This window comes from Maricaulis maris (assembly GCF_036322705.1).
Taxonomy (GTDB): Bacteria; Pseudomonadota; Alphaproteobacteria; order Caulobacterales; family Maricaulaceae; genus Maricaulis; species Maricaulis maris_B.
In genome coordinates this window covers 1,140,696-1,153,095 of the sequence record NZ_AP027270.1, presented here as the reverse complement: position 1 = coordinate 1,153,095, position 12,400 = coordinate 1,140,696, and the positions used below count along the sequence as shown (strand labels likewise).

Sequence of the window (12,400 nt, the reverse complement as noted above, 5' to 3'; positions counted from 1 at the left end):
GCTAGCCGGCGAACGATTTGGCCTGGCCGACCCAGTCGTCGCGGACAATCCGGCCCCGGCCATTGATGGCGACATCCCAGCGCTCGATATCGGCCTCGGTCCAGGCTGCGATCTGCGCCACGGAGGTGATTCCACCCGCCTTCAGCGACGCCGCGGCTTTCGGCCCGAGTCCCTTGATCACGCTGAGATCCTCACCTGCAGCCGGCTTGGCGACCGCAACCTTGGCAGAAGACGTCTTCGCGCCTGCCGCCTTGGCCGATGTCGCGGGCTTGGCAACAGCGGTTGATTTCGAGGTGGCCTTGGCTTTCGGCTTTGCCTTGGCTGCAGGTTTCGCCTTGGGCTTGGCTTCAGCCTTGGTGTCAGCACTCGCCCTCGCCGCGGCCTTGGTCCCGGACTTGGTTTCTGGTGCCGGTGCCGGCGTCGACGCCGGCGCGGCGGCGGTCGGAACCGATTCCCCGGCGATGCTCTGATGCGTTTTGGCCGCTTCCGGCGCGGCGCTGCGCGACTGGCTTGCGGCCTCACCGAGGCGGCGCGCGAGATTCTCATTTTCCTGACGCAGGCGGGCATTCTCGGCGATCGCCGCATCAGCCTCGGCGCTACGCGCATCGCCCGACCATAGCTGATATCCGACGAACACGCCGAAACCGACGGCCAGCAGGAGCAAAATCCCCATTTCCCAGATCAGGTAAAACATGCCTCAGCCCTCAAGCGTCGATATTGCAAATGAAATGGCGGCGTCCTGGCGATCGACGAGGACAACCGAGATCCGCGGGTCGTCTGCGGTCAGGTTGCTGACCAGTGCCGAGACCGCCGTGATACGGGCCGCGTCCAGCTCTGCACTGCTGGGATCGCGGCGAATGGAGACGGTCAGGCCAGCGCTATCGGGACAGGTCGCAAACATCCGACCGACCCGGCGCAAGGCGACCGAGGTAAAGGGGCTGGGCGTGGCGCCAGCCCGTTCAAAGCGCAGGGTTTCGGTGCCCTGGGCCGCCAGGATGACCGCCGAACAGGCCGCCACGTCCTCGACACGCACCTCGGCCGGCGCACCCGATGGCGTAATGACCGTGGCGGCACGGAACGGCTCGGGCATCGCCTGGAGCGTCTGCGTCACCGACTGGGCAATCTGCGGATTGGAGGCATCGCCAACCAGGGCACCCTGCTCACCGCGCAGGACCAGCGCCCCGCGGTCGAGACGGGCGAGCTGACCGAGCAGCCGTTTGGCCGCCTCCTCCCAGTCCGGCGACCGGGAGCCGCCGGGAACCAGAGTCAGATCGGTATCAGCGCCGCCGGGGAAGTTGGCGTCGGCATAGCGCGCGATCGCGTCGCGGGCGCCGGCATCGGTCGCATCACCGCGAATCAGGACCCGGCCATTGATCGCAACATCGGCGCGGAAGACAAAGCCGGACTGAAGCCGCGCCTCGATGGTCTCGTCGGTGACACGCGTCACGCCGCCGGCAACCACCCCGCCGCTCCAGGTCGAGGCCAGGACGGTGGCAATGGCATCCTCGCGCGCCTCGTTGTCCGGAGCTGCGCCGGTCAGGATCGCCCGCTGGCCATCCATCCGCACGCTGGCCCAATCATGCCCACGGCCGTCGAGCGCCTCACGAGCGCCGGCCGCCAGGCGCGATTCGATGGCGCCGACCGAGAAGGGGCCGAACGAGAACAGAATCAGCGCCGCCAGGACAACCAGCCCGGCAGACATCATCAGGGTCTTGCGAATACGTGGCGTCATGGCGAGGTCGAGCATGAAATCATCCATTGAATGCGGCCACACACCACCGGAAAACGGCGAATTGAAGGCCTGCGTCCACCTTGGAAATAACATTAAAGATTAGGCACCTCCATAGGGCAAGCGGTGCCAATTCACGCAAAAAGGGCCGGAGCTTGCGCTCCGGCCCTCCATGCAGTCGGTAGGGGCGCTCTTAGTTGCGAACGCGCAGGGTCAGGCCATAGGTACGCGGGGCACCGAGGAAGGCGTTGAACGAACCCGGCTGGAACGGACCGTCGAAACCAACCTGGACATACTCTTCGTCCAGCAGGTTGCGACCCCAAAGCTCCAGGGACCAAGCTTCGTCTTCAGCGCTGATGCCGACACGACCGTTGAAGATCGCATAGGCGTCCTGTTGCTTTTCCGGATCCAGATCGGAACCGGTGTTCTGCTCGGAGAGCCAACGGGCGTCGAGGTGGGCGAGCCAGCTCATGCCGTTGTCCAGGCTACCGTTGTAGGACACCGAGCCCGAAGCGTACCACTCCGGAGCCAGCGAGAAGTTCTGGCCGGAGAGACGATCGACGTCCGCCGTACCGGTCGGCGCGAAGTTGTCGTAGCGCGCGTCGGCGTAGGTCACGCCGCCCTGCAGGGTCAGGCCCGGCATGCTTTCCGGGAACCACAGGATCTCGGCTTCGGCACCCTGGGTCGACGCACCGTCGATCGAGGTCACGAAGAAGCCAATGCCGTTGAACGTGTTCAGCTGGTAGGTCTCGAAGTCGGAGCTGAACAGGTAGAGGTTGGCCAGGACCGTGTCATTGAGCCACTCGGTCTTGAAGCCGATCTCGACACTGTCGACGATTTCCGGATCGAAACGGGCCGGATAGCTCGTCGGGTCAGCCAGCACGGACTGGAAATCAACTGCCGCAGAACCCGACTGGGAGAAGCGGTCAAGGTTGAAGCCGCCGGCCTTGTAGCCGCGCGAGAACGTACCATAGACGAGCAGGTCGTCATTGATACGGTGCGAGACCGAGAGCAGACCCGTGGTCTGGTTCTCTTCAAGCGACTGCGTGTTGTCGATCTGTGCGAACACGTCACGGGCGAACGGCAGACAGGTGAAGGTACCGAACTGGACCAGCGAGGCAACCGGCACACCGGAACCGAGCGAGAAGCCGGCCAGGATCGCCTGGTTGGTCGGGGTCGAGAAGTCGAGCGCATCGCCGAAGACACCTTCCCAGACGTCACAGGCAGCAACATTGCTTTCTGCGAAGTCGAAGGTTGCCGTCTTGTCGGTGCTGGTGTGACGCAGACCGAAGGTGATGTCCGTATTCTCGAGCACGCGCCAGGTGTTGTGCGTGAAGAAGCTCAGGCTCTCGCCTTCCTGGGTGAAGGTGTCGCCCAGCGGGTTACCGCCACCGAGCGGCGCGCCCGACCCGAAGGCCAGCGGCGTGTAGCCCGGGATGAAGGTTGTGCCGAGACCGTTCGCGAGATCGGTCACGAGGGTCGGGCTGCCACCGAGCAGGCCGAGATAGGGTTCAAAGGCCGAACCCATCTGGATCGCATCACCGCGGACGAGGTACTCGTCCGAATAGTACATGCCAACCATCCAGTCGAAGCTCTCGGTTTCACCCGAGAAGCGCAGCTCGAAGGTCGTGTTGTCAAAATCGAACGTGTTGTTCGAGGCATCACGGAAAACGATGTCGGCACCGGTGAAGTCCGTGTCCTGACCCGAACGCAGGCTGTAGCTGCGGTCCGACAGGATCGCCGTCATGTCGAAATTCTCGAATTCCCAGTTCAGCTCACCGCTGTAACCGTGGTCGATAATGTTCTGGCCGGTGTCACGGTTGGACTGGATGACGCGGCTGAACGGATCAGACGCACCCGGAACCGGACGGGCGCCGGGAACCAGGCCATTGATCGCCAGGGAGGTCGGGCCGGAAACCAGGCTCGGCGCGCCACAGCAGAACTCTTCGCGCTTGGTGTAGTCGGCGGAGAGCAGCAGGTTCACGTTTTCGGTGAAGTCGACGAGGAACTGCGTGCGCAGGGTGTAATAGTCCTGGTCGCCGTCACGGTCTTCCGTGCGCGGGCCACCGAAGGTTTCGACCTGGTTGAAGCCGTCACGCTCACGGTAGGCGCCGAAGACGCGCATCGCGATATTCTCGTCAATGCCACCGGTGAAGCCACCGGAAACGCCATAGCCCTCTTCCGAGCCGGCGACGTACTCAAGCTCGGCATGCGAGCTGAACTCGTATTCCGGGCGCTTGGTGACGACATTGATGATACCGGCCGAGGTGTTGGCACCGAACAGCGTACCCTGCGGGCCACGCAGGACTTCGATGCGCTCGAGCTCGCCGAGGTCGTTGAAGCCGACGCCGTTGCGGGCGCGCGGCACACCATCGATCACGATACCGACCGAGGACTCGAGGCCCGGATTGTCACCGACCGTGCCGATGCCGCGGATGCGGGCCGTCGTCACGAATTCGTTCGTGGTCGAGGTCACGTTGATGCCCGGGGCAATGACGGCGAGGTCCTTCAGGTCGCGGACACCCGCGTTCTGAAGCAGCTCGGCATTGTAGGCGGTGACAGCGACCGGGACATCCTGGATGCCCTGTTCGCGTTTCTGCGCCGTGACGGTGATCACATCGACGGTGCGGGTCTCTTGCGCGAAGGCCGAAGCCCCCGAGAGCGCGATCGCCGAGGCTGCAGCAAACAGAACTGTGCGCTTGGTGGATGACATACTCTAACTTCCTCCCGTTGGGACGACGATCTGGCCGTCGCTCATTTTTGGTGCGTCACTGTGGGATTGCCCCCATCATGTGGTCGCAACTTGATCGAATTGCGTCTCCGGGTGAAGCACAGTTGCTGCGAAGCCCACACGGAAAACCGCACCGATCGCTCGAAAATCGGCGCTTTTTGGCACTCTGTTGCAATGGCGACACACAAATGGCGGGCGAGTGTGACATGGACCAATGGCGCGCAAATCATGGAATCGCGATTCAGGACGGAGAGTGTTTGTGATCAGACCGATATCGGGGTTTATTCTTGCCCTTTCCTTCGCAGGTGCAGCCTGGGGTCAAAACGAAACACCCCTCCGGCCGGAAACCGTTTTCGAGCTTGAGGCAGTTTCCGACCCGCACTTTGCGCCGGACGGCTCGATCATCGCCTATGTCCGCCGGTCAAACGATGCCGCGTCCGACCAGACCCTGTCTTCGATCTGGCTCATCCAGCCCGATGGCCGCGAGCATCGCCCGCTCGCCGAGGACGGCGGCATCACCGGCATGCCGCGCTGGTCGCCGGACAGTCGCAACCTGGCGTATACCCGGCTGACGGAATCCGGGGTCAGCCTGCATGTCCGCAGCCATGACGGGAAGGATCGCCAACTCACCGAGCTGCCGGGCGCCCCCAGCGGACTGGCCTGGTCGCCGACAGGTGACCGACTGGCCTATGCCGTCTTCCAAGCCCGCCCTCGCCCGACCGCGGCTGCGCTGCCGACGGCAGCCGCCGGTGCAGAGCGCGCAGCCGGCGCCGAGATTGAAGACCGGCTTGTGTTCCGGCTTGACGGGGCTGGCGCCATCCCACCGGGCACACAGCTCTTCTACATGGTCGATGTGGAAACAGGCGCGGTGACCTCGCTCAGCGAGGACGCCCTTGGAGGGTCGGGTGATTTTGCCTGGGCTGGCGATGGTCGATCGCTGATCTTCTCGGCCGACCGGCGCGAACAGCTCGGCGAACTGGCGCCTGACAGCGAACTGCACCGTCTCGACATTGCCGACGGCCAGGTGACGGCGCTGACAGATCGGGTCGGGCCGGATTCGTCGCCGCGCCCGTCCCCGGATGGCCGCTGGATCGCCTATCTGGGCTTTGATGATCGCCGCATGGGCTATCACAATACCGAGCTTTACATCATGCCCGCAACGGGCGGTCCGGCACGCTCACTGAGCGCCGGGCTCGACCGCAGCGTCGGCAACCCGCAATGGGCGTCAGACGGCAGCGGCCTTTATGTCCAGTTCGATGATCGGGGAACCACGCGGGTCGGGTTCCTGGACCTCGAGGGCAGGCTGAGGATCGTCGCCGACGGGCTGATCGGTGCCACTTTCGGGCGCCCCTATACAGGCGGTGACTATTCGGTTTCGGCTGATGGCAGGCTGGCGATCACCGCCGGCTCACCCCAGCACCCCGCCGAGCTTGCCCTGGTGAGCCAGACGGGCGTGCAGACCCGTCTGACCGACATCAACAGCGATGCGCTCGCCGGCATCGCCCTGTCGCCCGCCGAGACCATCAGCTGGGCCTCGCCGGCAGATGGTCGCGACATCCAGGGCTGGGTGCTCTACCCACCGGGTTTCGACCCCGCCCGGACCTGGCCGATGATCCTGGAGATCCATGGCGGCCCCTTCACCGCCTATGGACCGGCCTTTTCGGCCGAGCTGCAGCTGATGGCGGCGGCCGGTTATGTGGTCGTCTACACGAACCCCCGTGGCTCGACGAGCTATGGCTATGAGTTCGCCAACCTGATCCACCACGCCTATCCGGGCGAGGACTATGACGATCTCATGGGAGCGGTGGACCATATGCTGGCCCGCGGCTTCATCGACGAAGATCGCCTCTTCGTGACCGGCGGCTCAGGTGGCGGACTGCTCACCGCCTGGATTGTCGGCAATACCGACCGCTTTGCGGCTGCCGCGTCGGTCAAACCGGTCATCAACTGGGCCAGCTTCGTGCTGTATTCGGACCTGCCGCAATTTTTCTATCGCTACTGGTTCGCCAGCGCGCCCTGGGAGGACCCGGACGAATACTGGCGCCGGTCACCGCTCTCACTTGTCGGCAATGTCACCACCCCGACCCTGATGATGGTCGGCGGTGCCGATATCCGCACGCCGCGGGCCGAGACCGAGCAATATTACTCGGCGCTGCACCTTAACGGCGTCCCGACCCGGCTGGTGATCATTCCCGACAGCTTTCACGGCATCTCGAACTCCCGGCCCAGCCGCCTGCTGACCAAGGTCGCGGAAATCCTGCGCTGGTTCGAGGCGTATGACCCGGCCCTGACCGATCAGGGGCCGTCGCCAGCGCCCTGATCCGGCCTGGCGTCAGGCCTCGATGCTGGGCCGCGCCGCCACCGCTTCGCGCCAGCGCGCCAGATGATCAAGTCCTTCGGGCATGGGCAGTTTGATCCAGCGCGTGAAGTCAACGAAGACATACGCCGCGATGTCGGCGGCGCTGAAGGCGTCGCCGGCAAGATAGGCCACCTCGCCCAGCCGAGCGTCGAGATCGTGCAGGCAGGCAGTTGCCCGGGCCGCGCCGCGCTCGACCAGCTCCGGCACCTGGGCATAGCGATTGGGGCCGGTGACGGACGAATCCTTGAAGAATTCCGAGCGGTTGCGTAGCGCCTCGGCGACGCCGAGCAGCCCCTCGCCCTCGACCCGGGCCAGCCATTCGGCGACCAGGGCTTTCTCGACCGGCGTCCGGCCGAGCATGGGCGGGTCCGGATAGACCTCCTCGAAATAACGCGCGATCGAGGCATTGTCGCACAGCATGGTGCCGTCATCGAGCTGCAGAGCCGGAACCGTGCAACGCGGATTGATCGTCCGGTAGGGTTCCTCGAACTGGGCCCGTATGCCCAGATCAACCTGCTCAATATCGACCTCAATGCCCTTTTCCGCCATCAGGATCCGCGCGCGGCGCGGGCTCGGGGCCGCCTTGTAGTCATAGAATTTCATCAGGCTCTCCTATCGAAAGGCGGGCGGGTGATCATCGGCGACACCCAAACGGCGCTCGATTTCGCGCCCCAGCGCGATCAGCGTTCCCTCTTCAAAGAGCGGCGCCCAAAGGCTGGTGGTTTGCGGCACGCGATGCGTGGTGGTGTCGCTGCCCTCTGCATCACCGAAAATGGTCCGGGTCTGCAGGTCGTTATAGCCCGACTTGATGGCCAGTTGCGGATGCCCGGTATAGTTGGTGATCAACAACAGGGCGTTGGCAAAGTTGGGACCGATCATGGCATCAAGACCGTCCATGACGCCGTCCATCATCTCCATCACTTCACGACGGAAGCGATCAATATTGATCAGATCCACCGCCGAGATGAAGCGGGCCCGGCGCCAGGTGTTCGGCCAAGCGGCCGGGACTTGCCAGACCAGGCTATCATCCTCGCCGGACAGGGTGAGATGCTCGAAGGCGGCCGCCGACTCGGCCTCGACCACGGCAAGGAGGGCGTCATAGGGCAGCTGCGGCAGCTCGATCTCGACCAGCTCGACACCGGCATCCCGGGCCGCGGCCAGGGCCGCACGGTCGGCAGCGCTGCCCGCTTCGAACCAATCCGGATTATAGCCGACGCGCAGGCCGCGCACGGACCGCGAGGCATCAATCTCCAACCCGCTGGCGAGCGAACCGGCATCGGCGCCATCATAGCCGTTGATGGCAGACAGGACGAAACCGGTATCCTCGACCGAACGACAAATCGGACCGATCTTGTCGAGCGACCAGCACAGCGCCATCGCACCCTGTCGCGACACACGCCCGAAGGTTGGCCGCAGGCCGGTTGTGCCACAGCGATTGGAGGGCGAGACAATCGACCCGAGGGTTTCCGTCCCGATACCAAAGGCGACGAGGCCGGCCGCCGTAGCCGAAGCCGATCCGGCACTCGAGCCGGATGAGCCCTCCTGCGTATTCCACGGATTGCGGGTGATGCCGCCAAACCAGCGGTCACCATAGGCCAGGGCCCCATTGGTCGTCTTGCCAAGCAGGACAGCGCCCGCCTCGCGCAGCTTGACCGTGACCGTGGCGTCTATCTCGGCGACGCGATCCTGGTATGGCGTGGCGCCCCAGGTCGCCCGAACGCCGGCGACATCGATGATGTCCTTCATGCCATAGGGAATGCCGTGGAGCGGACCGCGATCCTGCCCGGCCGCCAGTTCGCGGTCGGCCTGGTCGGCCTCGGCGCGGGCGATGTCAGGCGTCACCGTCACAAAACATTCCAGCGCCGCCCCGTGGGTTTCGATGCGCTGGAGATAGATATCCGTCAGCCGCCGCGAGGTCAGGGAGCCGTTGCGCAGCCAATGGGCCTGTTTCCAGACCGGCGCGAGAGCGATGTCCGCGGCACTCGACGGCAGCGGACCGGCATCAGCGCCGGACGGGACAAGCTGGTCCGCCTGCTCGCGATAGCTGCGCGAGCGCAGACGCGGATCAAACACCGTGGCGGGCGAAAGGGAGTTCGGTTTGTCATGGCTCCGGATCCGCGTCATCTGGTCGATCCAGCCATCGATTTCCTGAACGACCATCTCGCGCTCGGCATCCGTATAGGACACGTCGAACAGCGACTCGGCGCATTCCAGCGTCTGGGCCGTGACCGGCTCTCGCGGCACGTTCGCTGTTGCCATGTCTGCCTCCTGGCGCGCCATCGCAGCGCCGGTTGCGCCCACAGAGACGACGGCCAAGGCCCCGCCCTTCAACAAGTCACGGCGCGATGTTTTCTTGTCTGACATGCTTTCCCCCTGGTGCCTGTACGCGCCTGAAAGTGCGTCCAGCCTGCACAGACTTCAATAGCGCAGCTCGGCAATGCGGCCCCTTTGCCCTCAAAATTGCCGCAATCCGAGCCATTTCACTTCACAATTGACCATTAACCATGATGCCAGAGCCAATCCGGCTTGGTCGAATGAGGGGGAGGCCATGCCCTTAGATCAAAACGTTATCGAGACAGATCTGGAATTGCGTCCGGATCTTGCCGAGTTCCGCAAGACCCGCGAGCCCGCAGCCGCCATCCAGCTCGCCCGGACCCGTGCCATTGCCCGTGCCCGTCGCGAGGACCTGTTGAAATTCCGCCGCACCTGGGGTGGTGCGGTGAATGACACTGCGGGAACGGAAAAAACCGACGTCAAGCCGATCGACCGGGCGGCCATCTATCCGAGCTCGCACATCCTGCACTTCTCGGTTCTGGCGACGCTGGTGTTGTTCGAGGGCCTCGCCAATGCCTATTTCTTCTCGAAAGGCTCCGATCTGGGCCTTCTGGGCGGCTGGCTGCAAGCCATCACGGTCTCCTTCACCAATGTGATCGCGGCCTTCTTCCTGATCGGCTTCATCGGCCTGCGTCACATGTCCAACCGCAACCGCCCGATCATTTCCGGGCTGGCCGGTCTGAGCGTTGTGGTCGGCGCAGTCGTGCTGGTCATGCTCAACCTGACCGCTGCCCACTATCGTGACCTGTTGGAACTGAATGCCGCGACCCTGGCACTCGGCGGTGCCGAAATGACCGGGACTGTGCTGACACCGGTGATCGAGGCCCGGGCCAACCCGTTCGGCCTGCAGACGCTGGAAGCCCTGCTGCTGTTCATCCTGGGCACGACCTTTGCCGCCATCGCCGCCTTCAAGGGCCGCACCTTTGATGATGCGATCCCCGGCTATGGTGGTGTCACACGCCGCCTCGAAAGCGCGGCACGCGACCTTGAGAAAGCGCTGGAAGCGGGCTGGAAGAATGCCTCCAAACTGTCCCAGCCGGAGCTGGAAGAGCTGGTCGAGGCAAAAAATCTGCTCGACGAGATCTGTCAGGACTTGGCCGGGCCGCGCGAGCGCAGCTAAGCTGCCCTCGCGCGTCGCGATGGCGCGCGTTCACATTGCTAGCGACGGAAGGGGCGGGGAATGTCCGGACGCGACGCCATAGGCTTGTTCAACCTGGCCATCATTGCCGCGGTACTGGGCGGCATCACCTATCTTTATCTGACGCTGACGCCTGAGGAGTATGACAGCCAGACCCTGTGTCTAGCCGGCGCCGTGCCACCACACCGTGTTGTCGTCATCGACAAGACCGATCTCTATTCGCCCGAACAGGCCGAGGGCATCGAGACGACGATCCTGTCGGAACGGGACGCGCTGGCGGTTGGCGAACGCCTGTCGCTCTACGAGCTGAATGAGAGCGGCCAGCTGCGCAATACCAACAGCTTCTCGCTGTGCAATCCCGGCGCCGGCGAGCAGGTCAATCCGCTGTATCGGAATCCGGAACGCATCCAGGCCCGCTACGAGGCGCTCTTCGCCGCTCCGCTGGACAACGCCCTCGCCGATCTGGTGCTGCCCAAGGATGCCCCGTCGAGCCCCATCATCGAAGCCCTCGCTCGGCTCACCCAGGACCCAGGCTTCAATGCGAGCGTGCCCGGCCGACGCATCGTCCTGGTCTCCGACATGCTCCAGAACTCAGACATTTTCTCGGTGTATGGCCGCCGCCGCGGTGCCCTGGATGCCCGCATCCCGCCCGCGGACACCGTCGCCCTGGCCATCCGTGACACCTATGGCGATGCCCTGCGGGGGGTTGACCTCGAGATCCGGCTGATCCCGCGCGACAGCTGGGAAGCCGAGCAGCACGGCGCCTTGCAGGACTATTGGGACGAGGTCTTCCGTCGTCTCGGTGTGTCGGTGCACTGGACCGATATCTAACCCCGCAATCGCACCTCTCCCGCATGCCTGACCGCCAATGCCGGGTTTTCCACAGGGAAACCCGGTGGATGCATAGAATATGCATTTCTCGGCCACCCAACCCGGCCCACAATATGTTGTGTCAGATGTCGACAGACACGCAATTGATGGGGTTCTCCATGGCATTTTTCGCCGATGACAGGGATGCCGATGGCAGGGATAACGAGACCGCCGCGCCCAAGCCGCGTTCGCTGGCACCGCCAAAACCCGAACCCTTGCTCGACCGCGACGTTGTCACGCTATGCGCCCGCCACCGCCACTTGATGGAATTCGCCTTTCGTCTCGCCGATCACGGGCACACCCATGTCGGTGATGTCATCGCCCTCTCCCGCTTCACCCTACTGGATCTTGCAGACGGCGAAGCGGGGCCGGTGGACGCGCTCGAACACCTGCTCAGCCACCTCGGCCTCGCGCTCGACACACCCCGGGGCGACTGGCATCCGCCGGCCCCAGACCCGATCGACGGGCAGATTGACTGATTTCAACCGCTAAGCACTTTGCCTTTCGGGCAGCGGCACCTAAGTCTGCAGGGTGTCCCGTCAGCTAGGTAGAGCTTCATGATCACCGTCCATCACCTCAACAACTCCCGATCCCAGCGTATTCTCTGGCTGCTGGAGGAAATCGGGCTTGATTATGAGATCAAGAAGTACATGCGGGATGAGACGACGATGCGGGCGCCGAAGGCCCTGCGCGACATCCACCCGCTCGGCAAGTCACCGGTCATCACCGATGGCGAGATTGTGGTCGCTGAGTCGGGCGCCATCGTGGAATATCTGGTGGACACCTACGCCCCGGCCCTGAAGCCGGAGGCCGGCACCGCCGTCCATCGGGATTATGTCTACTGGATGCATTTTCCGGAGGGCTCCTTGATGACGCCCCTGCTGATCAAGTTGCTCAGCGACCAGATCGACAAGTCTAAAGCCCCCTTCTTCGCCAAGCCGATCATTCGCCAGGTTGCCAAGAAAATGCGCGACAGCTTCGTCAATCCGGAGCTCGAATCCCTGTTTGGCTTTATCGACACCAAGCTCGAAGGCCGCGAGTTCATCGCCGGCGACAGCTTCTCCGGCGCCGACATCCAGCTCACCTTCCCGCTGGAAGCGGCAGCCGCACGCGGCGGGGTGGATTCGCGCCACCCGAACATCATGGCCTATGTCGCGCGCATGCAGGCCCGACCGGCCTACAAGGCGGCAATTGAACGTGGCGGTGCGTACGGCATTGTCGGTAGCTAGGCCGAGACGG

Annotated in this window: 10 protein-coding genes; 5 read left to right on the top strand and 5 right to left on the bottom strand. The window is 64.0% G+C overall.

The window, feature by feature from the left end; genetic code table 11:
- Position 1: 1 nt before the first annotated feature.
- From AAA969_RS05280 to AAA969_RS05270, 3 genes are all read right to left on the bottom strand, one after another.
- The gene (locus AAA969_RS05280) at positions 2-694 is read right to left on the bottom strand and encodes a hypothetical protein (protein ID WP_338244352.1); all 693 of its coding nucleotides are present in this window, start codon (positions 692-694) and stop codon (positions 2-4) included.
- Positions 695-697: 3 nt separating this feature from the next.
- Entirely contained in the window at positions 698-1,759 is a 1,062-nt protein-coding gene (locus AAA969_RS05275) for a hypothetical protein (RefSeq protein ID WP_338244350.1), read from the bottom strand.
- 163 nt (positions 1,760-1,922) lie between these two features.
- Positions 1,923-4,442 (bottom strand): TonB-dependent receptor, encoded by a 2,520-nt coding sequence (locus tag AAA969_RS05270; protein ID WP_338244348.1) that lies wholly within the window; start codon positions 4,440-4,442, stop codon positions 1,923-1,925.
- A gap of 277 nt (positions 4,443-4,719) precedes the next feature.
- On the opposite strand from AAA969_RS05270, the gene AAA969_RS05265 reads away from it, so the two are divergent.
- The gene (locus AAA969_RS05265) at positions 4,720-6,780 is read left to right on the top strand and encodes a S9 family peptidase (RefSeq protein WP_338244347.1); all 2,061 of its coding nucleotides are present in this window, start codon (positions 4,720-4,722) and stop codon (positions 6,778-6,780) included.
- Positions 6,781-6,792: 12 nt separating this feature from the next.
- On the opposite strand, the gene AAA969_RS05260 is transcribed toward AAA969_RS05265, so the two are convergent.
- Together AAA969_RS05260 and AAA969_RS05255 are read right to left on the bottom strand one after the other, a co-directional pair.
- Positions 6,793-7,422: a glutathione S-transferase family protein gene (locus AAA969_RS05260; RefSeq protein WP_338244344.1), complete on the bottom strand. Its 630-nt coding sequence runs from the start codon at positions 7,420-7,422 to the stop codon at positions 6,793-6,795.
- A gap of 9 nt (positions 7,423-7,431) precedes the next feature.
- Positions 7,432-9,183, bottom strand: a complete 1,752-nt coding sequence (locus AAA969_RS05255; RefSeq protein WP_338244342.1) for an amidase — start codon at positions 9,181-9,183, stop codon at positions 7,432-7,434.
- A gap of 184 nt (positions 9,184-9,367) precedes the next feature.
- Between AAA969_RS05255 and AAA969_RS05250 the strand changes: the two genes are divergently transcribed.
- From AAA969_RS05250 to AAA969_RS05235, 4 genes are all read left to right on the top strand, one after another.
- Positions 9,368-10,273 (top strand): hypothetical protein, encoded by a 906-nt coding sequence (locus AAA969_RS05250; protein ID WP_338244340.1) that lies wholly within the window; start codon positions 9,368-9,370, stop codon positions 10,271-10,273.
- A 60-nt stretch (positions 10,274-10,333) separates the two neighbouring features.
- The gene (locus AAA969_RS05245) at positions 10,334-11,122 is read left to right on the top strand and encodes a hypothetical protein (RefSeq protein ID WP_338244338.1); all 789 of its coding nucleotides are present in this window, start codon (positions 10,334-10,336) and stop codon (positions 11,120-11,122) included.
- A gap of 158 nt (positions 11,123-11,280) precedes the next feature.
- A complete protein-coding gene (locus AAA969_RS05240) occupies positions 11,281-11,640 on the top strand; it encodes a hypothetical protein (protein ID WP_338244336.1) in 360 nt (119 codons plus the stop codon).
- A gap of 78 nt (positions 11,641-11,718) precedes the next feature.
- A complete protein-coding gene (locus tag AAA969_RS05235; RefSeq protein WP_338244334.1) occupies positions 11,719-12,390 on the top strand; it encodes a glutathione S-transferase family protein in 672 nt (223 codons plus the stop codon).
- Positions 12,391-12,400 lie beyond the last annotated feature (10 nt).

Bases quoted from the DNA above. Each gene is read 5' to 3' on its own strand.
- AAA969_RS05275 (WP_338244350.1), bottom strand. From the start codon at position 1,759: ATGGATGATTTCATGCTCGACCTCGCCATGACGCCACGTATTCGCAAG.
- AAA969_RS05235 (WP_338244334.1), top strand. From the start codon at position 11,719: ATGATCACCGTCCATCACCTCAACAACTCCCGATCCCAGCGTATTCTC.
- AAA969_RS05255 (WP_338244342.1), bottom strand. From the start codon at position 9,183: ATGTCAGACAAGAAAACATCGCGCCGTGACTTGTTGAAGGGCGGGGCC.
- AAA969_RS05250 (WP_338244340.1), top strand. From the start codon at position 9,368: ATGCCCTTAGATCAAAACGTTATCGAGACAGATCTGGAATTGCGTCCG.
- AAA969_RS05280 (WP_338244352.1), bottom strand. From the start codon at position 694: ATGTTTTACCTGATCTGGGAAATGGGGATTTTGCTCCTGCTGGCCGTC.
- AAA969_RS05245 (WP_338244338.1), top strand. From the start codon at position 10,334: ATGTCCGGACGCGACGCCATAGGCTTGTTCAACCTGGCCATCATTGCC.
- AAA969_RS05260 (WP_338244344.1), bottom strand. From the start codon at position 7,422: ATGAAATTCTATGACTACAAGGCGGCCCCGAGCCCGCGCCGCGCGCGG.
- AAA969_RS05240 (WP_338244336.1), top strand. From the start codon at position 11,281: ATGGCATTTTTCGCCGATGACAGGGATGCCGATGGCAGGGATAACGAG.
- AAA969_RS05270 (WP_338244348.1), bottom strand. From the start codon at position 4,442: ATGTCATCCACCAAGCGCACAGTTCTGTTTGCTGCAGCCTCGGCGATC.